Below are 24,443 nucleotides of genomic sequence, written 5' to 3'. Positions count from 1 at the left end.
TAATGACATACGATCCGGCTGCCTCCACTCTTCGGTCCTTCCATGCGGCGCTGCCGGATTTTGAGAAAGGCACATCAACCCCCCGGGACTTTCTTGAAGGCTGCATCGAAGAAGTCGAATCACGGGAAGACAGCCTGAAAGCCTTCGTCGTTGCGGACTGGGAAAAAGCGCGTCAGGCGGCAGATGCTGCCAGCAAGCGGTATCGCGACGGTTCTGTTTTGTCGGCGATTGACGGCTTTCCGGTCGGTGTGAAGGATATCATCGAAACCCGTGATTTCCCGACACAGATGAACAGCCCGATTTATACCGGCTGGCAGTCGCTGCGCGACGCGGCCTGTGTGCGTGGTCTGCGGCTGGCTGGCGCCGTACTGCCCGGCAAAACGGTCACCACGGAATTTGCCTGCGGGGAAAGCGGTCCGACGCTTAATCCGCATGATCCGGATCGCACACCCGGCGGTTCATCCTCCGGAACGGCGGCTTCGGTCGGTGGCGGACTGATGCCCGCCGGGCTTGCAACCCAGACCCGGGCTTCAACGATCCGCCCGGCATCCTATTGTGGCGCTTACGGATTCAAGCCAACCCATGGCAGCCTGACACTGGCCGGGGTGCACCCTGTTTCCGCCAGTCTTGACCATCTCGGCGTCATTGCTGCGTCGGTCGAAGATGGCTGGCTGATTGCCCGGCATATTGCTGAATTTGCCGGTGGTGAAGCAGGTCGCCCGCCGCTTGATGGGCCACTGGCACCGCCAGAGGCTATTCAGCCTGCCAGAATCGGGGTGATCTATTCCAGCGGCTGGTCTGAAGTGGATGAAGAATCTGCCAATGCCTTCATGCAGGTTGAGGAAAGGCTGGCAGATGCCGGCGTGACGATCATCAGTGCAAACGCAGATGGCCATATTGCCCGGTTCGAAGAAGCGATTCACGAAGCTGACCCGTTGTCAGTCGACCTGATGGCGATCGAGCTGGAATGGCCGATGGCGGCTTATCAGGAAGCGGGCGGCAAGCTGGGACCAACGATTTCAAAATATGTCGATAACGCAAAGGCCATTACCAATCAGGGTTATCGTGACCGGCTGGAACGCCGGGATGTCATGGTTGCGGAGATGGAACGGCTGCGCCCGGAAGTTGACGTGCTGATTTCTCTGTCGGCCTCAGGCCCTGCGCCGAAAGGGCTGGGTTACACGGGAAGCCGCAGCATGATCGCGCCCTGGACATTGCTGGGAACCCCGGCCTGGAGCCTGCCGGTGATGGTTTCCGACGGCATGCCGCTTGGTTTACAGGTTATCGGTTTCCGGGGTGATGACGCACGTCTGACCGGGATTTGCCGCTGGATCACACAAAAGCTTCTGGGCTGATCGTCAGCCCAGAAGGGCAATCACTTCGGACTGTTCTTCCGTCCAGCGTGACCAGGCGCGGGCATCCATACCCCATTGATTTTTGTGATGCGGGTCCGCGCCTGCATCAAGCAGCAACTGGCAGATGTCCGTATACCCGTTTGCGGATGCATACATCAGGGCACTGTTACCCCATTTGTCGGTTTCACCGGCCTTGCAGCCGGATGCCAGAGCGTCGCTGACTTTCTGTGTGTCACCGGACCGGACCTGTTTAATGAGGTCTGTTGCTGTGTCACTCATGGCTGTCTCCATCGACATCCAGACCACGGGCTTTGGCGTCAGCTTTGGCTTGCACCCTCAGTTCCTCGCGTTCCCGCAGATAGTCGTCGGTGGTGCGGGTCGTGCGCGGCGTGCCCGCGGCAAAGGGATTGTCTGTATGTTCAAACTGCACGACAACACGGCAATCCTCGCACATGCGGATGCGGTCAACGGCGCTGCCGGTGAACATGGAATGGTTTTCCAGCTTGGCCGCAACCTTGTCGATGGTAGCCCTTGTGCCGAAAGGCTTGCCGCAGCGAATGCAGTGAGCAGGTTCGTCCCGTTTGATCAGCAGCGACGACCTAGCTGACTCGTCGAAGTTGATTCTGGGTTCCAGCGTGATCACCTGCTCGGGGCAGGTGGATTTGCAGAGGCCACACTGGACACAGGCGCTTTCATTGAAGCTGAGCTGAGGGAAGTCTGGATCATCGGACAATGCACCAGTCGGGCAGGCGCCGACGCAGGACAGGCAAACCGTGCAGCCATCGGTGTCGACTTTCACATTGCCGAATGGGGCACCTTTCGGGAGCGGAAGCTGTTCGACCGGTGCCGGAGCTTTGCCATGCAGATGGGTCAGGGCCAGCATGGTCAGTGACCGCTTGCCGCCAACGGGCATGAAAGAGGAAGGCTCGACACCGGATTGACCGGTGATTGCATAAAGCTGTTCGCTCAGCTGATCCGGATCATTTGTATTGATCAGGCCAAAGCGACCGGAACCATAGCCGAGACCCGACATCACGGTTTCCGCCAGTCCGATCTGCGAGGCCAGACCTTCTATTTCCCCGGCATGCTGGGGGCCAACGAGAATACGGATATCACTGGCACCATAGGCGGCCGCCGTGGTCAGGAAATCCAGTCCGACCTGGGTCGCCTCATTGACTGCGAAGGGCAGGACATGCGCAGGCAGACCTTTGCCAAAACGCGCTGACAGATCGATCAGGTCCTGTCCGCTTCTGGCGTCATGCACCAGAATGACCGGATTCTTGCCGCCTGCATCATGAAAGGCGCGGGTCAGTGTGCGCAGACGCTGCAACAGGTCGCTTGCATTGGGATAGTTATAGGCGGCGGCTCCGGTCGGGCAGACGCTGGAGCAGGAACCGCAGCCGGCGCAGATATAGGGATCGATTGAGACATGATCGCCAGCGGGGGTGATCGCGGATGTCGGACAGACATCAATGCACCGGTTGCAGCCGAGTTGGGTTGAACGGGAATGAGCGCAGATATCAGCATTGTAGCGGACATATCGCGGCTTCTCGAATTCGCCGATCAGGTCAGCAATTTCAAAAATGGCAATGGCGGCTGCGGCTTCGCTACCGGGATCAGCACGCAGGTAACCGTCGCGTTTTTCCGGTGCCGGAAACAGCGAGGAGCCCCCGGTCAGATCAAGAATCAGGTCACAGGTTGACGATACCCCGTTCGTACCGGCCCCGAAGGTCAGCGACCCGCGGGAAGAGGGGATCGCCGGGGCGTAGTTATTGACATAAACCTCGAATTTTCCGAGATGTCCGGCAGCCCGTGCGATCTCACCCTGAAAGATGGGGATATCAACGACAGAGGGGGCGATGGCGTCGCTGCCCGGTTTCAGCAGGACCGTCACGTCCAGCCGGTTGCTGAGCTTCCGGGCGACCTCAATCGCTGTGCTGTCGCTGCCATAAATCAGCGTTGTGCCACCGGACTTCAGGGTGACATTGGTGGCTGATGCCGGCTCGAACCCGCTTTCGGAAATCAGGGCGGCAATCTTCGGCATGCTTTTGTCAGCTTCTTCCGACCAGCCTGCGCGTTCCCGGATATTCACAAACCTGATATCCGCATTTTCCCGGCGTTCATTGGCCAGTTCAGCAAAAAGAGGTGCTTCCTGCGTGCAGGCAACGGTAAGGGAAGCGCCGGTTTCAATGGCTTTCAGAAAGCGGTCGACCTGTGTACGACAAAGGTGACTTGCCACATCCAGATTGCCCTCCATTCCCGCCTTGCCACAGACTTTCCCGAGGGCGTTGCCGTCCAGCGGCATCGTCCCCTCGCAATCGCAAACCAGAAGCTCGCGTCCATCAACTTTCATGGATATGCCGTTCCCTGCTTTTTTGTTGTTCCGACTATATCCCCGGGCTTCGATCCTATCGAGTGGTTTCGGCAGATCGTACCGATTACCGGGTCTGTCTGCCGCATGGTGGAACTTATCCGCTTTCGTGACCCTTGCCGAAAGCCTGCGGGGTGATCACTATCCTGCCATGAGTGAATTTCTGATACAGCCCGATCCCGATGACCCGCGACTGACAAACCGTGTCAGTGGCGTTGATCAGGATGGCCGGGCGATCGAGACATCGGTAACTGTCGAGCGTCCACTGACCCTGTTTCTGAACGGTCAGGAAATCGTCACCATGATGACGATCTGTGACTATCCGGAATATCTGGCAGTCGGCTATCTGCTGAACCAGAACATGCTGCGTGCGGACGATGTGATCACCGGGATTGATTATGATGATGATATCGAGACGATCATCGTTCGTACCGAACGAGCGACCGATTACGAAGAGAAACTGAAAAAGAAAATCCAGACATCAGGCTGCGCACAGGGAACTGTTTTCGGTGACCTGATGGAACGGTTTGATGACATTGATCTTCAGAAGGATGCGGTTCTTCGCACGTCGGAACTTTATCGGCTGGTGAAGAAGATCAATACCGCCCCCAGCCTGTATCTGAATGCCGGAGCCATTCATGGCTGTGTGCTCTGTGAAGGCGACCGTCCTCTGGTCTATATGGAAGATGTCGGGCGACATAATGCGGTCGACAAGATCGCAGGATATATGCTGCTGAAGGGCATCGGTCCGGAGAACAAGCTGTTCTATACCACCGGGCGCCTGACCAGCGAGATGGTCATCAAATGCGTACAGATGCAGATCCCGATGCTGGTCTCGCGCTCCGGTTTTACGGCCTGGGGGGTCGATCTGGCACGACAGGCAAATCTGACACTGGTCGGCCGGGCCAGGGGACAGCGGTTCATTGCGCTGGCCGGGCTGGAGCGGATTGTCTATGACGCCGACGGCAGCGAGGCCGGAGAGGCCGAGGGTGCCGACCGAAACCGCAAGGGTGCCCGGCGGGATGACTGACAATCCGGTAAATGTCGCGGCTGTTTTGCTGGCAGGTGGTCAGGCACGGCGTATGGGTGGCGGCGACAAGTCTCTTCGCCTGCTGGGCGGGAAAACCATTCTTGCACATATCGTTGACCGGATTGTGACCCAGACCGGGATGGTGTTGCTGAATGCCAACGGAGATACAGATCGCTTTGTAGATACCGGTTTGCCGGTTGCCCGTGATGTGGTGGAAGGCTTTGCCGGACCGCTGGCCGGGATCCTGACCGGGCTGGAATGGATGCAGGCGAATCAGCCGGGAATAACCCATATCATCAGTTGCCCCACCGACGCCCCCTTCATTCCGGAAGATCTTGTCGCCCGCCTTGTGACGGCGGTGTCTGATGCGGGAGCGGACATTGGTTGTGCGCGTTCCGGTGAGCGTACGCATCCCGTTGTCGGTCTCTGGCCGGTCGCCCTGGCAGAACCTCTCCGGGAGGCCCTGACGGTGCGGGACATTCGCAAGATTGACCGCTGGACGGCAGAATATTCCGTTGCCTATGCAGACTGGCCGGCTGTGCCGGTCGATCCCTTCTTCAACGTGAACCGCCCGGAAGATCTGGCGCTGGCCGAAGAACTGCTTTCCGGGCGGGGCTAGCTGGGGTCAGGAAGTAGGTTCTGCCAGCATGTCTTTCATCTGCTTGGTCAGATCATCATAGCGCCATTTAGGAACCTGATAGAGCCAGCGGCGACGATCAATCCCGGTCTTCTCATCTGCACTGCGTCCGGCGGTGTGTAGTCCTTCAACAGCCAGAACAGATTGATCGCCATCATTCTGCAATTTCAGAATGACGGTGCCGCCGTCGAAGGTCTCGGCCACCAGCATGACTGTTTTCGTCGGGTCGAGGGTTACTGCGGTGGCTGGCAGAACTGTCTCCAGCGTCATGCTTTGCAGAGCATTGGCGAAGCTGCCGGTAATTGCCGGGCTGCGCAGTTCCCGGTCTGCCGGTTTGTCGACGAGGATGAAATTGTCTTCGGGTTTTTCCCGCTCCACGACCAGTTCATGACCGTCCGGATGGGAGACGGTTACACGTCTGACATCAGCAGTTGTGATGGCCGGGATGATCTTTGTATCGACCACATCGCGCACCCGTGCGCCGACTGCCAGGTCACCAACTGTCAGCCAGGCCCGATCATCATCAAGAGCGCGGACATAGCGGCCGGTCTTGTCGAGCCCGACCTGGCCAAACCACGCTTTGCCGACGATCAGATCCGCCAGTACCTCGCCATCTTTGTTCTTGATGGTGACCCGTTTACCTTCTGCCCCGGTTTCGGTGACATCATTGACCTGCAATTTCGCAAACCGGTCTTTGAGTGCGGTCTTCGGTTCCAGCCTCCGGCTGTCGGCCAACCCGACCAGAAGGTCGCGGACCTCGATATTGCTCGCGGGATAGCCCTCCAGATCGCCACCCAGAACCCACTGATCACCGTTGCGGATCAGTTCTGTCCGGTCGCTGTTGCTTTGCAGGGTGATCGAGGCGACGGCGCTCATATTCTCGCCGAGATTATCGACAAAGGGCTCGCCAGCACCGGCTTCCAGATTTGACCCGGAGCGCAGCCCGGCAGCGGTTATGGCTGCTGCCACCGAAAGCCCGGTAGCGACCAGCAGGATGACGAAGGTGGATTGTTTCATGGTCGACGCTCCAGCTTTCTCGGTCTTCAGGACGTGGTCATCGCGTGCGAACGACGGCGATAGCGAAAGAATGTCACCAGCAGCAGGGCAATGATGACCAGCAACGGCATCAGCCAGATATCAAGGAACTTCAGCGTACTGTCGAGTTGCTCGATATCCTGGCGGAGTGCGCCCTGCACATCCCGTAATTCACGGCGAAGCTGAATCATCTCAACCCGGGTCTGTTCGATTTTCTGTCTCTGATCATCTGACAGAACAGCCTCAACCTGTGCCGGGTCTGCGCCGCCGCTTTTCAGCAGATCTTCCAGTTCGCGCTCGGCAGTTTTCAGCTTTGCGAGCAGTTCCTGTTCCTTGGCGCGGAACTGAATTTCTGCCTGACGTTCGAGATTCTCGACCACCAGGAAGGGGCGGGAAGATTCGCCGCGGGCACGAAGGCCGATGAGGGATTCGCTGCCGCTGAGTGAATCCAGCGCGTTCACGACGAAGTTCGCATTATCGGCGAAGGGGACGCTGACATTCTGGCCCATGAAATTCTGACTGTCGGCCCAGTACTGATCGTAGAGCATATCAACATCGGAGACGACGATGACCCGCAGGGAATCGGTCCTGGCAACATGTGACGGTGCGGCTGTACCCTTGTCGGCAGGCGCACCGTTCGGGAAGGCGCTTTCCGCCGATCCGGTGATCCGGGCCGCCAGCAGCAGCTTCTCGCCGCCAGACTTGAAGTCATTCAGCATTTCAAGAACCTGAGGGGTCGGCCGGGCGTAACCCGCATCGATCAGCATGGAATCCGTGCCGGTTTCAATGAGCGGCTGGACCGTGGTTGTTGCCCCTTCCAGTACCCGCAAGGCACCGGGGGTGGCAAAATTGATCTCTTCAAGCTGGCCGGTGACGACGTCATTGGTGTCAAAGTTCGCCGGCTTGGCGGATATCCAGGCCACATAGTCGGTAACCACCGGACGCTGCATGGCAGCCCCGCCAAGGGTTACGCGGCGGGCGGCAGAACGATCTGCTGCAAGCTTCTGATCGATCAGTTCAACACCCCAGGACTTCATCAGCCGGACCAGATCAGACTGGTCAGGCTGTGGCGCCTTGCCCATGCCCATCGGTGATGCCGCCAGTGGTGCGGTCTCTGCATTGGCATCAACAAATACCAGTGCGCGGCCGCCCTTCATGACAAACTGGTCAATCGCGTACTGAATGTTGTCTGAGAGATTGCGGGGATGGGCGAGCAGGAGGATGTCGATATCCTCCGGGATCGTGGCGATATCCGTGGCCACCGGAACGACCGAGAAGAAATCCTTTATCCGCGCAACAAAACCCCATTCGGGACGTGCGAACTGAGGGTTCGGATTCCCCATCACCGGCAGTTCCGTCATGATGCCGATGGTTGGCTTTTTCGGGGTCGACAGACTGTAGACCAGCTTCGTCAGGTCATATTCGATGAAGCTTTCCCGGTCGCGGACAAAGAACGAGACGATCTCCTGATCATCGGTACTGTTGGTCGCGGCCAGTCCGAAATAACCAAGATCATTGGCGCTGTTGATCGGGACACCGCGAAGGCCGAAGGCAACGGCGCGGTCTTCCTCGTCGGTAAAGGGCTCGGGGTTGAAAAGCTGTAACTGCAGCTTGCCACCGGAGATATCGGAATACTGTTCGAGTAATTCGCGGACCCGGTTGAAATAGGTCGCATATCCGGGGCTGCGTTCACCGAGTGATTTGGAGAAATACAGGCGGGCCGTGATCGGTTCCTCGATATTTTCCAGCACCTGACGTGTGCCATCAGAGACGGTGAACAGTTTGTTCTCCGTCAGATCAAGCCGGGTGGCATTGAAGGTCGTGTTGGAGAAGATATTGATCGCGAAAAACAGGACGATCAGCAGCGGTATGGCAATCAGGCTGAGCCGTCCACGGTCGATGTTCTGAAACAGTTTCATGTCAGATCCCCCTCACGACGCTTTCTTGAGATCAAGGATCAGAAGATTGATCCACAACCAGACGAAAATCAGTGATCCGAAGAAGATGATATGACGAATGTCGATGACCCCCTTGGATATCTGCTGGAAATTGGTCAGGAAGCTCATCGAGGCGACGGTTTCGATCAACAGATCGGGTGCCCAGCCGCGGAAGAATTCAAGCACCAGTTCGACACCGCTCATGGTGAACAGAAAACAGACACTGGCCCCCAGAATAAAGGCGATGACCTGATTTTTGGTCAGGGCGGAGATGCTGGCTCCGATGGCCAGATAGGCACCGGCCATGATGAAACTGCCGATATAGCTGGCAAGGATGACGCCATTATCAGGCTCGCCAAGGAAGTTCACGGTGATCCAGAGCGGGAAGGTCAGAGCCAGTGCAACACCGGCAAAAATCCACGCGGACAGGAATTTCCCGATGACGGCTTCCTGCGGCGTAACAGGCAGTGTCATCAGCAACTCGATGGTGCCGCTTTTGCGTTCTTCTGCCCAGAGCCGCATGGAGATTGCGGGGATCAGCAGCAGGTACAACCAGGCGTGAAAATTGAAGAAGGGCTGAAGGTCGGCCTGACCACGGTCAAAAAAACCGCCGATATAGAAGGTGAACGACCCGGAGACTGCCAGAAAGATAACGATGAAGACATAGGCAACCGGGGTGGTGAAATAACCCGCAAGTTCCCGTCGGGCGATCAGGGCGATGTTACGCATTGCCGGTTTCTCCCGTGGTCTGAGCTTTGGTGATTCGCCGGAAAATATCGTCGAGCCGCCCTTTTTCGACAGACAGCTCGGATACCGGGATATTCTTTGCCTTCACCAGATCTGCGACTTCACTGATGATTGGCTTTGCCTCCAGGGCATTGACCCGAAGCCGGGTAACGCTGTCGGTTGCCGATATCTGGTCAACACTGGCGACACCGGAAAGAAGCTTCAGCGCCTCTGTCAGTCCGGCGGCGTTCGCCGTATCCAGGGTCATGACAACCGCGTTGTGATAGGGCAGGCGGGCCTGCAGGGATTCAGCCGTTCCGTCGGCCAGCAGTTTGCCACGTGCGATGATGACGGCGCGACTGCAGATGGCTTCAACTTCTTCCAGGATATGGGTGGAAATGACAATCGCCCGGTCCGGCGACATTTCGGCAATCAGTTCGCGCACCTGCTGTTTCTGGTTTGGGTCGAGACCGTCCGTCGGCTCGTCCAGAATCAGGACTTCCGGATCATGAAGGATTGCCTGAGCCAGCCCGACACGGCGTTTGAAGCCTTTCGACAGGGTGTCGATAGGCTGGTACATGACTTCCTGCAGCTGGATTTTCTCGGCAACGCGTTCGATCCGGCGCTTCCGTTCCGCCCCGTCAAAGCCGCGGATGCCGCCAACAAAATCCAGAAAGCCGGCGGGTGTCATGTCACCATAAAGCGGCGCACCTTCCGGCAGATAGCCAATACGCTTTTTTGCCGCGACCGGTTCGCGGGAAACATCATGACCGCAGACCGAAATGCTGCCGGCTGTCGGTTCCAGAAAACCGGTCACCATTTTCATGGTTGTCGATTTTCCGGCGCCATTCGGGCCGAGAAAGCCAAGGACTTCCCCGGACTGAACCGAAAGGTCAATGCCATCCACCGCAGTGAAGGCGCCGAACCTTTTGGTCAGACCGCGGATCGAAATCATTTCTGACATATTTTGCCTCTTGATCCTGTAACCGATTTCGGACGGGGCCGGGCCGAAAATATACGGATCAGACAGCGCTCTGCACGCCTTTCAAAGGCGGTGCCTGTTTTGATGGTCATGAGAGCGCCGTCGATCATGGACCGGATGGCCCGTCTGGAGGGAGACGTCATTACCAGTATTCAGCCGATTTGGAAGTTTACCCCAGTCCTTGTTTGTCAGGCAGCAGCAAGTGCCAGACTCTCCTTCATCTTGTGCTGCAGCTTTTCGAAGGCCCGGACTTCGATCTGGCGGATACGTTCGCGACTGACACCATACCGGTCGCCGAGTTCTTCCAGCGTCAGAGGGTCTTCGACCAGCCGGCGACTGACCAGAATGTCCTGTTCACGTTCGTTCAGGATGTCCATTGCAGATTTCAGCATCTGGCTGCGATAGCCCAGCTCCTCGGAGGCGGCATAGGCTTCCTCCGGGTTCGGTGTGTCGTCTTCCAGCATTTCAATATGCTGCATTTCGCTGTCCTGGCTGAGCGGCGCGTTCAGGGAGGAATCGCTGCCAATCATCCGGCGACTGAGGTCTGTCACCTCATGCTCGGGCACCTGCAATTCGCTTGCGATCTGCCGGGTTTCAAGGGGGGACAGCTCACGGTCGTCCAGCATGCCAAGACGTGCCTTCACGCCTTTCAGCTTGAAGAACAGCCGTTTGCGCGCCGCATTGGAGCCGGTTTTGACGATGGACCAGGAATTCAGCACGAACTCGCCGATGGCAGCACGAATCCACCACATGGCGTAGGTTGAGAGACGATAGCCGAGATCCGGGTCGAATTTTTTCACGGCGGTCATCAGCCCGATATTGCCTTCAGCAATCAGGTCTGAGACGGGCAATCCGTAATTCTTGAACTTGAATGCAATCTTGGCGACCAGCCGCAGATGGCTGGTAACCAGCTTGTGCGCAGCCTCGACGTCACCTTCATCACGCAGACGTTCAGCCAGAGCGGTCTCCTCTTCCTTGGAGAGCATCGGGAACGCGCGGATTTTCTGAAGATAGCTGTTCAGGCCATTGTCTGGGACAAGTGGCAAATTGATAGACGACATCCTGTATCCTCCTTTAACGGACACCATGACTCAGCGTCGGCGTTACCAGAGACGGATACTGTGGCAGGAAGATGGCGTCTTTCGGATTGCCCTGAACATTCAGCGACATCCCGTAAACTCACTACTGAGTTGCCAGATCCTTGAGCCAAGCAATCTGTCTGTCCGGTATTGGCAGACCCTGTACAGGCATCTGCCACCGACATCCATAATATACAGTTTTTTGCTTTCCGGTTCAATAGTCACCATCAATTGATGCTGTGGGGTTATGGAGAGTTTTTCGACTCATTGCTTTTCCGGTGAGGGGGGCGTTCAGTAGATAAAAAGGGAGGGGCTGAATTGGACAGGATCGAACGGCTGAAGATCGGCATCGTGATTGAACGTCGGCGAATCGATAACCCCTGGGTAGATTACTCCTGGCGGGCGGTGTCGGTGTTCTCCGGTGCGCCCGACATTGAGGAATGGCAATCTATTCAGTCCGGACCGGACTGGGTGCAGTTTCATGCGGCGACGCTGGATCTTGAACTGTTCCGGCGCGAAACGGAAGGTTATCTGTATAATCTTTCGATGGATAAGCCGTCGCTGTACGTGCTGATGCGCCGGGGCGAGGAAGCGGAAGACCATGATGTCGAGCCACACCATGTTACAGCCTGCCCGTATGAGGCGCTGGCCTATGCAAATAATGGCGACGATATCGTCGATGCGGTGCCCATGCCGCCGGAAGTGCTGGGGATGGTAAGGGACTTCATTCAGGCTTTTCACGTCGATGAGCCTCAATACAAACGTAAGCGCGACAAGGTGGACCCGGACAAGCTGGGATTTAGCCGGAGAAAGCGGGAACGCCATGACGGATGAGAAAAGCTTCCTCAGTCGCTGGTCACAGCGGAAGGCTGTGGAAACAAAGCGGCCGACGAAAGAGGAGACGACCGATTCTGAAATGACGGTTGAGATGACTCCGGACCCGGTTGCGGAGAAGGCTGTCGAGCCCGTCGAAGAAACAGCAGCTGACCCGCTTCCGGATATCGAGAGTCTTGGCAAGGATTCCGATTATACCGGGTTCATGAAGGAAGGCGTGCCGGATCAGCTTCGTAAACTGGCGCTGCGCAAACTCTGGCAGTCCGATCCCGCCTTCGCTTTTCGGGATGGTCTTGATGACTATGACGAAGATTTCAACCTGGCAGAGGGCATCGTCGAACAGATCAAGACGTCCTATCGGGCCGGGTCCGGATATGAAGAAGATGATCCGGAAAAGGAGGGTGTTCCCGATGCTGACGGTGAGGCTGCCGGAACGGAAGAGAATGCCGATGACGTGACGGAGGAGGGCGATTCCGCTCAATCTGCGAACGATATCGCTGAAAACTCTCCCGATACTAGTGTCGAGGAAGTTCCGGATCGCGGAAAAGCCTGAGATTTTTTTGGAATAAATGGCGGGAATGCACGGAATGCCGGGCAGGTTTGCGTTTATATCCATTGACCGCTGAAGAGAGATGGCATTCAATCATTATATTAAGTCAGGTTAACTGGCAGGATTGCGGTTCCATCGAGGACAGCAGTCGGGGAAATCGTTCAGGAGATGTTATGTGGCAGCGGCTATCAGTCACTTGACAGACATATCCGAAGAAGATGAGCTGAGGGCTCGCTTCTATGGTCTGCTTGCCGCCTTGCTTGCCAAGCCGGCGGACGCGGAAATGCTTGGCCGACTCTCCAAAATCGAAGGTGATGAAACCGACATCGGAATCGGTCTGCGCGCTCTGGCAAACGTGGCGCGGGCAACCGGACCGGAAGCGGTTGAAACAGAATTCAATAATTTGTTCATCGGTATCGGCAAGGGCGAGCTGGTGCCGTTCGGCTCATACTATCTCACCGGGTTTCTGAACGAGAAGCCGCTGGCGAAACTCCGCGACGCGATGGAGCATCACGGGATATCGCGGGCTGATGAGTTGCATGAGCCTGAGGATAATATTGCATCGGTCTGCGAGATGATGGCAGGGCTGATCACCGGTGCTTTCGGTCAGCCCGTTTCTCTGGCCGAGCAACGGGCTTTTTTCAATGCGCATGTAGGAAACTGGGCGGGACAGTTCTTTGCTGACCTCGAAGCAGCATCCGGTGCTGTTTTCTACATGCCGGTTGGCACCGTCGGACGTGCCTTCATGGCCATTGAGGAGGAAGCTTTTCAGATGACGGCCTAGCGTCGGGACTGTGCGGCGGGTCCCCTGGGCAATCTATCACCGCTGCGAGACGTGCACGTAACCGGGAAAGGGAGAGTGCAATGAGTAAGGAAAGGGAAGTGTCGACCGCATCGCGCCGGTCGTTCCTGAAATCGGCCGGACTTGCTGCTGGCGCCGCTGGCGTCGCCGCAACCGCGATCGGTTCTGGATCGGACGAAGCGTCGGCGACAACGGTAAAGAGCCCGACTTCGGTGGGCTATCGGGAAACCGATCATGTCCGGAAGGTCTACGAACTCTCGAAGTTCTGATCTTCCTTAAAAGACAACGATAGGAGAGGCAAAATGCTAACCAAAAAAAATGGTGGGGTTGCGACGAGCCCCCGCCTGACGAAAGCGTTAGCTGGCATTGCAGGGAAGACGGTTGATCGCCGGACCTTCCTCAAAGGTTCAGGCCTTGCTGCCGGTGGCATAGCGCTCGCCTCCGTCATGCCGGGAACAGTGAAGAAAGCAGATGCGCAGGTTGCGGCCGGCGCAGGTGATGTGAAAATCATCAAATCTGTCTGCACTCATTGTTCTGTCGGCTGTACGGTGCTTGCGGAAGTGAAGAATGGTGTCTGGGTCGGTCAGGAGCCGGGTTTTGACAGTCCGTTCAACCTGGGCGCTCACTGCGCCAAAGGTGCTTCGGTCCGCGAACATGCTCATGGCGAGCGTCGGCTGAAATATCCGATGAAGCAGGAAGGCGGCCAGTGGAAGAAGATCTCCTGGGAACAGGCAATCAACGAAATCGGCGACAAGATGCTGGAAATCCGCCAGCAGTCCGGAGCGGATTCCGTGTACTGGCTGGGTTCCGCCAAGCACAACAACGAACAGTCCTATCTGTTCCGTAAGTTTGCTGGCTTCTGGGGGACAAACAACGTCGACCATCAGGCGCGTATCTGTCACTCAACCACGGTTGCGGGTGTTGCAAACACCTGGGGCTATGGGGCGATGACCAACAGCTACAATGACATGCATAATTCGCGGGCGATGTTCCTGATCGGGTCAAACCCGGCAGAAGCACATCCTGTTTCGCTGATGCATATCATGAAGGCGAAAGAACAGAATAACGCTCCTCTGATTGTTGCAGACCCGCGCTTTACGCGGACTGCGGCGCATTCGGATGAATATATCCGGTTCCGTCCGGGCACCGATGTTCCGGTGATCTGGGGTATTCTGTGGCACATTTTCGAGAACGGCTGGGAAGATAAGGAATATATCCGCAGCCGGGTCTGGGGGATGGACCAGATCAAGGCTGAAGTGGCCAAATGGACACCGGAAGAGGTCGAGCGCGTCTCGGGCGTTCCGGGGTCTCAGTTGCGCCGTGTTGCCCGTACCCTGGCTAACAACCGGCCCGGTACCCTGGTCTGGTGCATGGGCGGTACCCAGCACACGATCGGGAATAACAATACCCGTGCTTACTGTGTCTTGCAGCTCGCACTGGGCAATATCGGTACACAGGGCGGGGGAGCGAATATCTTCCGCGGTCACGATAATGTTCAGGGGGCCACGGACCTTGGCGTACTCTGCGATACACTGCCGGGCTATTATGGTCTGGCAACGGGGTCGTGGAAGCACTGGGCCCGCGTATGGGATGTTGATTACGACTATCTCCTCGGTCGTTTTGCCGACAAGAAACAAATGGAATCGAAGGGCATTCCGGTGTCCCGCTGGTTCGACGGGGTTCTTGAGGCAAAGGAAAACATGGATCAGGCAGACAATGTCCGGGCCATGGTTTTCTGGGGTCATGCACCGAACTCTCAGACCCGTTTGCCGGATATGAAGAAAGCCATGGAGAAGCTTGATCTTCTCGTGGTGGTCGATCCCTATCCGACAATGTCTGCGGTCATGCATGATCGCAAGGACGGCACCTATCTGTTGCCGGCGGCAACACAGTTCGAAACCTACGGTTCGGTTACGGCATCGAACCGGTCGCTGCAGTGGCGTGAAAAGGTTGTCGAGCCGCTGTTCGAATCAAAGCCCGATCATACGATTATTGCACTGTTCGCGAAAAAGTTCGGCTTTGCCGACGAAATGTTCAAGAACATCAAGATGAACGGTGAAGAGCCGGACATTGAAGACATCACCCGCGAATTCAACAAGGGAATGTGGACAATTGGTTATACCGGTCAGTCGCCGGAACGTATGAAGCTCCATATGGCCAATCAGGCCACCTTCGACCGTACGACACTTCGGGCGAATGGCGGTCCGGCTGACGGTGACTATTATGGTCTGCCGTGGCCTTGCTGGGGGACGGCTGAAATGAAGCATCCGGGAACTCCGGTGCTTTATGACACGTCAAAACCTGTAGCTGAGGGCGGTCTCTGCTTCCGCGCCCGTTTCGGTGTGGAACGTGAAGGCCAGAACCTTCTGGCTGAAGGCTCCTATCCTGTCGGATCGGAAATCAAGGACGGTTATCCTGAATTCACCATGGCCATGCTCACGAAACTGGGCTGGGATGGTGATCTGACGGATGCTGAACGCAAGGCAATCGATGCTGTTGCCGGCGAGAAAACCAACTGGAAAGTCGACCTTTCAGGCGGCATTCAGCGGGTCGCCATCAAGCATGGTTGTGCACCGTTTGGTAATGCCAAGGCCCGGGCCGTTGTCTGGACCTTCCCTGATCCGGTACCGGTTCATCGTGAGCCGCTTTACACGCCACGGCGTGACCTGGTGGCTGACTATCCGACCTACAAGGACCGGAAAGCCTTCCGTCTTCCGACACTGTACAAGTCAATTCAGGACAAGGATTTCGCAAAGGATTATCCCGTTGTTCTGACATCCGGCCGGCTTGTTGAGTATGAAGGGGGTGGTGAGGAATCTCGTTCGAACCCCTGGCTTGCTGAACTTCAGCAGGACATGTTCGCCGAGATCAATCCCTATGATGCCAACAATCTCGGCATCAAGGACGGGGAGATGGTCTGGGTCCATGGCCCGGAAGGCGCGAAAGTGAAGGTGAAAGCCATGCTGACAGAACGTGTCGGCAAGGGCGTTGCTTTCATGCCGTTCCATTTCGGCGGTCACTGGATGGGCGAGGATCAGCGTAGCAAATATCCGAAAGGTGCTGATCCCTATGTACTCGGGGAGGCCAGCAATACGGCCCAGACCTACGGGTATGACTCCGTCACTCAGATGCAGGAGACGAAATGTACTCTCTGCCGCATCGAAAAAGCATAGGGAGCGATAGTCATGGCTAGAATGAAGTTCCTTTGCGACGCGGAACGCTGCATCGAGTGCAACGCCTGTGTCACAGCCTGTAAAAACGAGCATGAAGTGCCGTGGGGCGTAAACCGCCGTCGTGTCGTCACCATCAATGACGGCAAGCCGGGTGAACGTTCTATCTCGGTTGCCTGCATGCACTGTTCGGACGCGCCCTGCATGGCCGTCTGTCCGGTTGATTGCTTCTACCAGTCCGATGAGGGCGTGGTGCTGCATTCGAAGGACCTGTGCATCGGTTGTGGTTATTGCTTCTATGCGTGCCCGTTCGGTGCGCCGCAGTTTCCGCAAGCCGGCAACTTCGGCAGCCGGGGCAAGATGGACAAATGTACTTTCTGCGCCGGTGGTCCTGAAGAGGACATGTCGCAGATTGAGTTCTCAAAGTACGGGCGAAACCGTCTTGCAGAAGGCAAGCTGCCACTCTGTGCTGAAATGTGTGCGACCAAGGCGCTGCTTGCCGGTGACGGTGATGTGGTTGCCTCTGTCTACCGTGAGCGTGTCGTCGCTCGTGGTTTCGGGTCCGGAGCCTGGGGTTGGGGCACTGCCTATCAGCTCAAGTCCGGGTCCTGATACAGGGTCTGCTGAATGCATAAAGGTGGAAGGGGTGGCGCTCGCGCGTCACCCCTTTTGCTTAACGAAAGCGACGACGGAAAAGGAAGACCGGATATGACATCGGGACATCGCCTTGGGCTGCTGGTTGCAGGACTTGGGCTAACCATGCTGCTGGGTGGTTGTTTTGAAGATCAGAAACGCCCGCTGCTTGAATACAAGCCTGGTGTCTATCAGGGAAAGAAGGACAGCGATCTGAGCTCTTCGGAGCTGGATCATCTTCGTCAGCGTGCGGCGCAACAGGCACAGCCTTTCTAGGTTCAATCGGGGAAGCCCGGGGAGAAATGAAATGAGAGACAATCACACACGGTTTGGCTGGATTACGGGTTTTCTTGCTTTGGCCCTGATTGCCATTGCGCCATCGCTGCAGACACCTCATTCGCCCGGTGGGGCAAAAGCTTATGCCCAGCAACAGGGTGCCGTTCCTGGCCAGTCGCTGGGGAATACCAGTGATGCCGATTTCTGGCGCATGATCCGCAGCGGCGGGGCTGGCACGCAAGGCGGTATTCAGGGCAGTGTTTCGATTCCCGACAAGAAGGCGGGAATGCTGGTTCAGTCAGAAGGGGAACAATGGCGCAGCATCCGTAATGGTCCGCTGAAAACCTACGGCGCTTACGGACTTGGTGGCATGGTTCTGTTGCTGGTCCTGTTCTTTCTGATACGCGGCCGGGTGAAAATTGACGGGGGCTGGTCAGGTCGCCTGATCGAGAGATTCACCACTCTGGAACGCGCAGCTCACTGGCTGACGGCCAGCAGTTTCATCCTGTTAAGTCTGACGGGGCTTAATCTGCTGTTTGGCAAGCATGTGCTGTTGCCGGTTGTTGGTCCGTCAATCTTCGGGGTCATTACCTATTACGGCAAGATCAGCCATAATTTCATCGGTTTTGCCTTCATGGTTGGCATAGTGCTGATGTTCGTGATGTGGGCCGTTCATAACATTCCGAACAGGCATGACCTGGTCTGGCTGGCAAAAGGTGGCGGGCTGATTGGCAAGGGCCATCCGCCGGCGAAGAAGTTCAATGCCGGTCAGAAGGTGATTTTCTGGACGACGGTTGGTGGTGGTGCGGTGCTGTCCTGGACAGGGCTGCAACTGATGTTCCCGTTTGGCGGTATCCTGTCTTTCGCGCTGGCGACAAGCATCTTCGATATGCAGCTTATCGTTCTGATTCACTCGATCCTCGCGGTGGTGATGGTCTGCGTGATCATTGCTCATATCTATATCGGTACAATCGGAATGGAAGGTGCCTTTGATGCCATGGGCAGTGGATATGTTGATGAAAACTGGGCACACGAACATCACAGCATATGGCTGGATGAAGTGAAGAATGAAGCGGGCGAAATTGATACGGCAAAGCAACCCGCTGAATAAACGCGCCTGACGAACCGATGAAAATGCATCGAAGGATCAGTTGATGCAGCGGTTTATCACTCCGGTTTCCCGCCGCGGCATCATCGGTGCTGCGGCGGGATATCTGGCCTGCCATGCAGTGCCGGTCCGGGCAGATGAAAGGCCGCACAGGTCAATCGTCAACTGCGTTGCTGTTTCCCCGGAGGGGACAGTGATGGCGACCGGTGGATGGGATACCCGGATTGTTCTCTGGGATACAGCAGAGCGAAAACCACGGCAGGTTCTGTCTGGGCACCGGGGCAGCGTCTCCTATCTCGCATTTGCTGATCAGAAACATCTGCTGTCCGCTTCATGGGATACACAACTGAAACTCTGGGACCTTCAGAGCAATTCTGCCGTGCGGTCTTTTGAGGGCCATCGCGAGAATGTCTCGGCCCTGGCGATTGACGGTGATGTAATTGTTTCCGGTGGATGGGACCGGGAAATCATCATGTGGGAGGCGACCACCGGACAGATTATCCGGCGCATTTCTGGCCATCAGGAGCAGGTTCTGGCGGTGGCCTTCCTGCGGAAGCATGGATTGCTCGCCAGCGCCTCCTACGACCTGACGGTGAGGCTGTGGCATCGCGATGATGGTCGTGAGGCGACTATTCTGGAAGGCCATGGGCGCAGCGTGAATTGTCTGGCCGTCTCGGATGTGACGGGCAGCCTGATTTCCGGCGCAACCGATGGAGAGATTATCGTCTGGGATGTTGCCAGCCGGAAGGAAAGGTTGCGGCTTCCGGCTCATGACGGATTTGTCGCGTCGGTGGCAATCCTGCCAGGCGGGCGGGAGTTTGTTTCTACCGGCGGCGATGGTGTTCTGCGCCGATGGGATATTCAGGGCGGGCGAAGGTTACAGGAAACCGCTTCCGTGAACAGACCACTTTGGTCGGTCACTGTTTCTCCGGACAGTCGGGAATTCTATCTTGCCGGCCATGACGGGTTTGTCGGCTCCGTACTTCCGGACGGGTCTGTAATTCAGTCCTGGGCCTGATACCTATTTAATATCACCCAGCCGGACACTGTCCGTCGAGTATTTCTGGCCAGAAGATGTGGAGATGCTGTCCAGCGTAATACCGGACCCTGCGGCGATGATAATCATCGCGGCGACACCAATAATGAAAGCTCTCATCTGTGAAACCTCCCTGATACAGGATGACAGTACAGCGCGGGATCGCCCGCGTGCAAGATGTGTTGTTGCTTTCTAGTCGTCATTGGCGATGACGATAAGGTCTACCTGATCTGCCAGTATAAGGACCTTTCCGGCATGTTCGAAGTTTACGGTAATACGACCGTCAATCGCCGACTGCACCTGCCCCAGTCCCCAGTCATCCCTGTCGGGGTGTTTGACCAGTGCCCCGGGTGTGATATCCGAAGGAATCATTGTCGTTTGCTGACTTTATTCATGTCCGGACCTGCTGCCTCCTCATTCATCTGTTTCAACAACTGAGCTTGCCATGACCATCGACCTTCGACTAGCCGATCTTGTGGCGTCCCGCCTGTGTCATGATCTTGTCGGGCCGGCGGGTGCCGTTGCCGCCGGTCTCGAACTTCTCGAACAGCCATCTGACATGGATCCGGAAGCAATGGATCTCGTCCGGATGAGCGCCAGCCAGCTGAATGCCCGGCTCAATTTCTTCCGTCTGGCTTTTGGCAAGGCAGAAGCCGGTTCGGTTGACCTGCAGTCTATCGAACGGATCATGGCCGGTTACCTTGGTGACAGTCTGACCTTTAACTGGCATCCACCACAGGATATGGCGGGAAACAAGATCACGCGCCGGTCGTCGCGTCTGCTGTTTCTGGCCTCAATGGTTGCCCAGTCTGCCATTCTTCGGGTGCACAGCCTGTCGACCCAGATTGCATCGACGGAAACCGGTACTGCGCTGGGGGTTCTTGCTGAAGGACAAAGCGGGGAAATGGATCCGGCGATGCGCCGTGTACTGGATGGTACGGCAACGGATGATGACTTCGTTCCCGCATTGCTGCCGGGACTTCTGCTCCATCATTGTTGCAGGGACGGTGGATGCGAACTTCAGTATGATGCGGGTAAAGGTGTGACGGAGATTGCCATTCTTTGTCCGTGATGCAGTTGCCCCGTCAGCTTTCTATTGCGGTTAATACGGAGAGACGAAATTTTCTACATCGTTATAGTAGTGGTCGATTAAATGAAATGAAGCGCATCACTGCGTCTGACCGGGGTTGGGAACATGGATGATCTCCTGAGCGAATTTTTGACTGAGACTTCTGAGAGTCTGGCAGTTCTGGATGTTGAACTCGTCAAGCTTGAACAGGATCCGAATGATCAGGGAATTTTGTCGAATATTTTCCGGCTGGTTCACACGATTAAGGGAACCTGCGGATTTCTTGGTCTGCCACGACTGGAAGCTGTTGCTCATGCTGGCGAGAACGTACTCGGCAAGTTCCGGGACGGTGAGCTGGAGGTTACGCCGCAAGCGGTCACACTGATCCTGCAATGCCTTGACCGTATCAAGGATATCCTCTCCGTACTGGAAGCGACCGAAGCTGAGCCTGAGGGCGATGATGCTGAACTGATCGCACAGCTGAACGCTATGGCGGATGGCAATATGCCGTCGTCGGCTCCGGATGCAGCACCTGCCGAAGATGTTGTGGCGGATTCCGATGCCGGGCCGGTTATCAGCGATTTCGGATTTCCCGTCGCTGCGGAGCTTCTTGAAGAGGTCGAGGCCGCAGAGTCTGCGGGGGTGAAGGCAGCAAGCGAGGACGAGATCGCGGCGGCAATGGCGGCAGAACTTGAGGCAAAATCAGCCGCTGCTGCACCTGCTCCTGCGCCTGAAAAGAAGCCGGCCCCCGAGCCGGCATCTGTTCCCGCCAGGGTCGCAACCCCGCCCGCAATATCCAAACCATCACAGCCCGCTGAGGCAGAGGCCAGCGCGCCGAAGGAATCCAGTGTTGCGGCACAAAGCATTCGGGTGAACGTAGACCTTCTGGAAAACCTGATGACCCTGGTCAGCGAACTGGTGCTGACCCGCAACCAGCTCTTGCAGATGGTTCGTAACCGCGATGACAGCGAGTTTACGGTTCCCTTGCAGCGACTAAGCCATATCACCACCGACCTGCAGGAAGGGGTGATGAAGACCCGGATGCAGCCGATCGGGAATGCCTGGGCCAAACTGCCGCGTATCGTTCGTGATCTCGCCGTTGAAATGAACAAGAAGATTGACCTGCAGATGGTCGGTGCGGAGACCGAGCTTGACCGGCAGGTTCTTGAGCTCATCAAGGATCCGCTGACCCATATGGTGAGAAACTCCGCAGATCATGGCCTTGAAGATACCCCCGGCCGGATTGATGCCGGAAAGCCCGAAGTCGGGCGGATCCTTCTGAAGGCCTTTCATGAGGGTGGTTATATTATCATCGAAATTGACGATGACGGGCGCGGTATCAATATCGACCGGGTCAAGGCGAAGGCCCTTTCAAATGGCCTGGCAACGGAAAGCGAACTTGACTCTCTCAGTGATCAGCAAATTCAGCAGTTCATCTTCAAGGCCGGTTTCTCGACAGCCGAGAAAGTGACCTCGGTCTCCGGGCGTGGCGTCGGCATGGATGTCGTGCGCACCAATATCGAAAAGATCGGTGGCACAATCGAACTGCGCTCCACAGAGGGTACAGGCTCAACCTTCATCATCAAGATTCCCCTGACGCTGGCGATTGTGTCTGCGCTGATTGTGGAAAGTGGCGGTGAACGCTTTGCCATTCCACAGCTCAGTGTTCTTGAACTGGTCCGGGCGTCGAATGATTCCTCGCATCGGATTGAACGTATCCATGATTCGCCGGTTCTGCGGCTCCGGGATCGTCTGCTGCCACTTGTGACCCTGTCGAAGATACTCGGTCTGGAGGAAGATGATTCAGATGACCTGAGCCAGGATGGTGCGACAGGCGATGACCGGTTCATCGTCGTTTCCCAGGTCGGTGCGACAACTTTCGGAATTATTGTTGACCGGGTTTTTGACACCGAGGAAATCGTTGTGAAGCCGGTCGCTCCCATTCTCCGCCATATCACGCTGTTCAGTGGTAATACGATACTTGGTGACGGCAGTGTCATCATGATCCTTGATCCAAACGGGATCGCGACAAAACTCGGAGAAGCTTCTGCTGACCGGAGTGACGAGGAAGTGGTTCAGAAGACGATCGAGATTGCTGACCAGAAAACATCGTTGCTGGTTTTCCGGGCCGACAACAAGAAGCTGAAGGCTGTCCCGCTGGCGCTGGTTGCCCGTCTTGAGGAAATCGACCTGGCGACAGTCGAGTATGGTGATGACCGGCCTGTGGTCCAGTATCGCGGCCAGTTGATGCCTCTGGTCAATTTCGATGGTTCCGGCGAGCTGGCTTCCGAAGGAAAAGTGCCGGTTCTGGTTTTCACCGACCGGAATAAAAGTATGGGCCTGGTCGTTGAGGAAATCGTCGATATCGTTGAGGATCATCTCAAGATCGAACTTGAAGGGGATGATACGGCTCTGCTGGGCAGCGCAATCATTTCCGGAAAGTCGACTGATGTGATTGATGCCAGTTTTTATCTGACCAAGGCATTCGGGGACTGGTTCTCGCATCGCGACGGTGCTGAACAGCAGGTCGTCAATGGCCGGGTTCTGCTGGTTGATGACAGCCCGTTTTTCCGCAATCTGTTGTCTCCTCTTCTTTCAGTCTCGGGCTTCCGGGCAGTCGTTGCTGAAAGTGCAGAGGCTGCGATCAGTATCCTTGAACGTGATACGGAGTTTGATGCCGTTGTCAGTGATATTGAAATGCCGGGGATGAACGGGTTTGAGTTCGCGGAAGCCATGAAAGCCGACCAGCGCTGGAGCCGACTTCCGATCATTGCGCTGTCCAGCCGGACTTCTGAAGCTGACTTTGAACGCGGGCGCCGGGTTGGCTTTAGCGATTATGTCGCAAAGGACGACCGTGACAGCCTGATTGATGTTCTGCGTACCACCATTTCCAGCGCCGGAGCCACAAAATGAGCCAGACACTTCCAGCACATCGGGCAAGGACGGATATTGAGGCCGTCGGCACGACCCAGCAATATGTCACGATGACAATTGCCGATCAGCTGTTTGGTATTCCCGTGCTGACGGTTCAGGATGTTCTCGGACCGCAGAAAATTACGCGGGTGCCCCTCAGCCCGCCAGAAGTGGCCGGGTCGCTTAATTTGCGTGGCCGTGTTGTGACGGCGGTAAATATGCGCAGACGCCTCTCTCTGCCGCCACAGGCGGACGAATCAGATAATATGAGCATCGTGGTTGAGCATGGTGGTGAACTCTATAGTCTTATTATCGACGAGGTCGGCGAAGTTCTCTCGCTGAACAACAGTATTTTCGAGCGCAATCCGGGAACACTGGATCCGAGATGGCGGGAAATTGCAGCAGGGGTATACCGGCTGGACAAAGAACTAATGGTAGTTCTTGATGTAAACCGAGTACTGGATATTTCGAATATTGCCGCATGACATACCGCTGGTATGAGGCAGATGATTGTCACAGGACGTAAGACGTATGAAAACTTGCCTCATTGTCGATGATTCCCGGGTTATCCGGATGGTCGCCAGGAAAATTCTTGAGGAACTCGGATTTGCCACGAAGGAAGCTGCTGACGGGCAGCAGGCTCTGGATTCATGTCTGGAGGCAATGCCTGAAGCAATCTTGCTGGACTGGAACATGCCGGTCATGAACGGCATCGATTTTCTGCGGAAACTGCGGGAACTCGAAGGTGGTGATAAGTCGGTTGTCGTGTTCTGCACCACTGAAAATGACATTGAGCATATTCAGGAAGCGATCGCGGCAGGCGCAAACGAATACATCATGAAGCCGTTCGACAGCGAGATCATCCAGGCCAAGCTTTCGCAAGCGGGCATCCTCTGACGG

At 56.3% G+C, this 24,443-nt stretch carries 24 protein-coding genes; 16 read left to right on the top strand and 8 right to left on the bottom strand.

The features are described from left to right. The first annotated feature begins 2 nt into the window (after positions 1-2). Complete coding sequence (locus GH722_00420; protein ID MRG70216.1) at positions 3-1,355, top strand: amidase; 1,353 nt, start codon at positions 3-5, stop codon at positions 1,353-1,355. 3 nt (positions 1,356-1,358) lie between these two features. Here GH722_00420 and GH722_00415 read toward each other — a convergent pair whose 3' ends face one another. Next, positions 1,359-1,652, bottom strand: a complete 294-nt coding sequence (locus GH722_00415) for a hypothetical protein (protein ID MRG70215.1) — start codon at positions 1,650-1,652, stop codon at positions 1,359-1,361. Beyond that, positions 1,627-3,708: a 4Fe-4S dicluster domain-containing protein gene (locus GH722_00410; GenBank protein MRG70214.1), complete on the bottom strand. Its 2,082-nt coding sequence runs from the start codon at positions 3,706-3,708 to the stop codon at positions 1,627-1,629. Before GH722_00410 ends, GH722_00415 begins: the two co-directional genes overlap by 26 nt. Before the next feature lie 169 nt (positions 3,709-3,877). On the opposite strand from GH722_00410, the gene fdhD reads away from it, so the two are divergent. Together fdhD and mobA are read left to right on the top strand one after the other, a co-directional pair. Next, complete coding sequence (gene fdhD / locus GH722_00405) at positions 3,878-4,756, top strand: formate dehydrogenase accessory sulfurtransferase FdhD (protein MRG70213.1); 879 nt, start codon at positions 3,878-3,880, stop codon at positions 4,754-4,756. Then, on the top strand, positions 4,749-5,375 hold the full coding sequence (gene mobA, locus GH722_00400; protein MRG70212.1) for a molybdenum cofactor guanylyltransferase MobA: 627 nt from the start codon (positions 4,749-4,751) through the stop codon (positions 5,373-5,375). The genes fdhD and mobA overlap by 8 nt, the downstream gene beginning before the upstream one ends. Positions 5,376-5,381: 6 nt before the next feature. On the opposite strand, the gene GH722_00395 is transcribed toward mobA, so the two are convergent. From GH722_00395 to rpoH, 5 genes are all read right to left on the bottom strand, one after another. After that, complete coding sequence (locus GH722_00395; protein MRG70211.1) at positions 5,382-6,410, bottom strand: DUF4340 domain-containing protein; 1,029 nt, start codon at positions 6,408-6,410, stop codon at positions 5,382-5,384. A gap of 26 nt (positions 6,411-6,436) precedes the next feature. Next, on the bottom strand, positions 6,437-8,347 hold the full coding sequence (locus GH722_00390) for an ABC transporter (GenBank protein ID MRG70210.1): 1,911 nt from the start codon (positions 8,345-8,347) through the stop codon (positions 6,437-6,439). A 12-nt stretch (positions 8,348-8,359) separates the two neighbouring features. Continuing rightward, positions 8,360-9,094, bottom strand: a complete 735-nt coding sequence (locus GH722_00385; protein MRG70209.1) for an ABC transporter permease subunit — start codon at positions 9,092-9,094, stop codon at positions 8,360-8,362. After that, a complete protein-coding gene (locus GH722_00380) occupies positions 9,087-10,046 on the bottom strand; it encodes an ATP-binding cassette domain-containing protein (protein MRG70208.1) in 960 nt (319 codons plus the stop codon). The genes GH722_00385 and GH722_00380 overlap by 8 nt, the downstream gene beginning before the upstream one ends. A 215-nt stretch (positions 10,047-10,261) precedes the next feature. After that, entirely contained in the window at positions 10,262-11,134 is an 873-nt protein-coding gene (gene rpoH, locus GH722_00375) for an RNA polymerase sigma factor RpoH (GenBank protein ID MRG70207.1), read from the bottom strand. 336 nt (positions 11,135-11,470) lie between these two features. Here rpoH and GH722_00370 point away from each other — a divergent pair, with 336 nt between their 5' ends. From GH722_00370 to GH722_00330, 9 genes are all read left to right on the top strand, one after another. Then, positions 11,471-11,986 (top strand): DUF3305 domain-containing protein, encoded by a 516-nt coding sequence (locus GH722_00370; protein MRG70206.1) that lies wholly within the window; start codon positions 11,471-11,473, stop codon positions 11,984-11,986. Beyond that, positions 11,898-12,539: a DUF3306 domain-containing protein gene (locus GH722_00365; protein ID MRG70205.1), complete on the top strand. Its 642-nt coding sequence runs from the start codon at positions 11,898-11,900 to the stop codon at positions 12,537-12,539. Before GH722_00370 ends, GH722_00365 begins: the two co-directional genes overlap by 89 nt. Before the next feature lie 280 nt (positions 12,540-12,819). Next, the gene (locus tag GH722_00360; protein MRG70204.1) at positions 12,820-13,320 is read left to right on the top strand and encodes a molecular chaperone TorD; all 501 of its coding nucleotides are present in this window, start codon (positions 12,820-12,822) and stop codon (positions 13,318-13,320) included. A gap of 80 nt (positions 13,321-13,400) precedes the next feature. Beyond that, a complete protein-coding gene (locus GH722_00355) occupies positions 13,401-13,607 on the top strand; it encodes a twin-arginine translocation signal domain-containing protein (protein ID MRG70203.1) in 207 nt (68 codons plus the stop codon). A gap of 33 nt (positions 13,608-13,640) precedes the next feature. After that, positions 13,641-16,511, top strand: coding sequence for a molybdopterin-dependent oxidoreductase (locus GH722_00350; protein MRG70202.1), 2,871 nt, complete (start codon positions 13,641-13,643; stop codon positions 16,509-16,511). A 12-nt stretch (positions 16,512-16,523) separates the two neighbouring features. Continuing rightward, complete coding sequence (locus GH722_00345) at positions 16,524-17,120, top strand: 4Fe-4S dicluster domain-containing protein (protein MRG70201.1); 597 nt, start codon at positions 16,524-16,526, stop codon at positions 17,118-17,120. A gap of 96 nt (positions 17,121-17,216) precedes the next feature. Further along, entirely contained in the window at positions 17,217-17,417 is a 201-nt protein-coding gene (locus GH722_00340; protein MRG70200.1) for a hypothetical protein, read from the top strand. Positions 17,418-17,448: 31 nt separating this feature from the next. Beyond that, a complete protein-coding gene (locus GH722_00335) occupies positions 17,449-18,528 on the top strand; it encodes a formate dehydrogenase subunit gamma (protein ID MRG70199.1) in 1,080 nt (359 codons plus the stop codon). 43 nt (positions 18,529-18,571) lie between these two features. Beyond that, positions 18,572-19,543, top strand: coding sequence for a hypothetical protein (locus GH722_00330; protein MRG70198.1), 972 nt, complete (start codon positions 18,572-18,574; stop codon positions 19,541-19,543). 210 nt (positions 19,544-19,753) lie between these two features. On the opposite strand, the gene GH722_00325 is transcribed toward GH722_00330, so the two are convergent. Continuing rightward, the gene (locus GH722_00325) at positions 19,754-19,930 is read right to left on the bottom strand and encodes a DUF3553 domain-containing protein (GenBank protein ID MRG70197.1); all 177 of its coding nucleotides are present in this window, start codon (positions 19,928-19,930) and stop codon (positions 19,754-19,756) included. 76 nt (positions 19,931-20,006) lie between these two features. On the opposite strand from GH722_00325, the gene GH722_00320 reads away from it, so the two are divergent. The 4 genes from GH722_00320 (at position 20,007) to GH722_00305 (ending at position 24,440) form a co-directional block, all read left to right on the top strand. Beyond that, on the top strand, positions 20,007-20,633 hold the full coding sequence (locus tag GH722_00320; GenBank protein MRG70196.1) for a hypothetical protein: 627 nt from the start codon (positions 20,007-20,009) through the stop codon (positions 20,631-20,633). 123 nt (positions 20,634-20,756) lie between these two features. Further along, positions 20,757-23,543: a response regulator gene (locus tag GH722_00315; protein MRG70195.1), complete on the top strand. Its 2,787-nt coding sequence runs from the start codon at positions 20,757-20,759 to the stop codon at positions 23,541-23,543. Continuing rightward, positions 23,540-24,028: a chemotaxis protein CheW gene (locus GH722_00310; protein MRG70194.1), complete on the top strand. Its 489-nt coding sequence runs from the start codon at positions 23,540-23,542 to the stop codon at positions 24,026-24,028. The genes GH722_00315 and GH722_00310 overlap by 4 nt, the downstream gene beginning before the upstream one ends. A gap of 46 nt (positions 24,029-24,074) precedes the next feature. Continuing rightward, complete coding sequence (locus tag GH722_00305) at positions 24,075-24,440, top strand: response regulator (protein MRG70193.1); 366 nt, start codon at positions 24,075-24,077, stop codon at positions 24,438-24,440. The last annotated feature ends 3 nt before the right edge of the window (positions 24,441-24,443 follow it).

Source organism: Alphaproteobacteria bacterium HT1-32, from assembly GCA_009649675.1.
Lineage (GTDB): Bacteria > Pseudomonadota > Alphaproteobacteria > Rhodospirillales > HT1-32 > HT1-32.
The sequence above is the reverse complement of the archived record's forward strand: the minus strand, read 5'-3'. Positions and strand labels throughout refer to the sequence as shown.

Coding starts and splice junctions, on each gene's coding strand:
- GH722_00420 (MRG70216.1), top strand. CDS start 3: ATGACATACGATCCGGCTGCCTCCACTCTTCGGTCCTTCCATGCGGCG.
- GH722_00415 (MRG70215.1), bottom strand. CDS start 1,652: ATGTCGATGGAGACAGCCATGAGTGACACAGCAACAGACCTCATTAAA.
- GH722_00410 (MRG70214.1), bottom strand. CDS start 3,708: ATGAAAGTTGATGGACGCGAGCTTCTGGTTTGCGATTGCGAGGGGACG.
- fdhD (MRG70213.1), top strand. CDS start 3,878: ATGAGTGAATTTCTGATACAGCCCGATCCCGATGACCCGCGACTGACA.
- mobA (MRG70212.1), top strand. CDS start 4,749: ATGACTGACAATCCGGTAAATGTCGCGGCTGTTTTGCTGGCAGGTGGT.
- GH722_00395 (MRG70211.1), bottom strand. CDS start 6,410: ATGAAACAATCCACCTTCGTCATCCTGCTGGTCGCTACCGGGCTTTCG.
- GH722_00390 (MRG70210.1), bottom strand. CDS start 8,347: ATGAAACTGTTTCAGAACATCGACCGTGGACGGCTCAGCCTGATTGCC.
- GH722_00385 (MRG70209.1), bottom strand. CDS start 9,094: ATGCGTAACATCGCCCTGATCGCCCGACGGGAACTTGCGGGTTATTTC.
- GH722_00380 (MRG70208.1), bottom strand. CDS start 10,046: ATGATTTCGATCCGCGGTCTGACCAAAAGGTTCGGCGCCTTCACTGCG.
- rpoH (MRG70207.1), bottom strand. CDS start 11,134: ATGTCGTCTATCAATTTGCCACTTGTCCCAGACAATGGCCTGAACAGC.
- GH722_00365 (MRG70205.1), top strand. CDS start 11,898: ATGAGCCTCAATACAAACGTAAGCGCGACAAGGTGGACCCGGACAAGC.
- GH722_00360 (MRG70204.1), top strand. CDS start 12,820: ATGCTTGGCCGACTCTCCAAAATCGAAGGTGATGAAACCGACATCGGA.
- GH722_00355 (MRG70203.1), top strand. CDS start 13,401: ATGAGTAAGGAAAGGGAAGTGTCGACCGCATCGCGCCGGTCGTTCCTG.
- GH722_00350 (MRG70202.1), top strand. CDS start 13,641: ATGCTAACCAAAAAAAATGGTGGGGTTGCGACGAGCCCCCGCCTGACG.
- GH722_00345 (MRG70201.1), top strand. CDS start 16,524: ATGGCTAGAATGAAGTTCCTTTGCGACGCGGAACGCTGCATCGAGTGC.
- GH722_00340 (MRG70200.1), top strand. CDS start 17,217: ATGACATCGGGACATCGCCTTGGGCTGCTGGTTGCAGGACTTGGGCTA.
- GH722_00335 (MRG70199.1), top strand. CDS start 17,449: ATGAGAGACAATCACACACGGTTTGGCTGGATTACGGGTTTTCTTGCT.
- GH722_00330 (MRG70198.1), top strand. CDS start 18,572: ATGCAGCGGTTTATCACTCCGGTTTCCCGCCGCGGCATCATCGGTGCT.
- GH722_00320 (MRG70196.1), top strand. CDS start 20,007: ATGACCATCGACCTTCGACTAGCCGATCTTGTGGCGTCCCGCCTGTGT.
- GH722_00315 (MRG70195.1), top strand. CDS start 20,757: ATGGATGATCTCCTGAGCGAATTTTTGACTGAGACTTCTGAGAGTCTG.
- GH722_00310 (MRG70194.1), top strand. CDS start 23,540: ATGAGCCAGACACTTCCAGCACATCGGGCAAGGACGGATATTGAGGCC.
- GH722_00305 (MRG70193.1), top strand. CDS start 24,075: ATGAAAACTTGCCTCATTGTCGATGATTCCCGGGTTATCCGGATGGTC.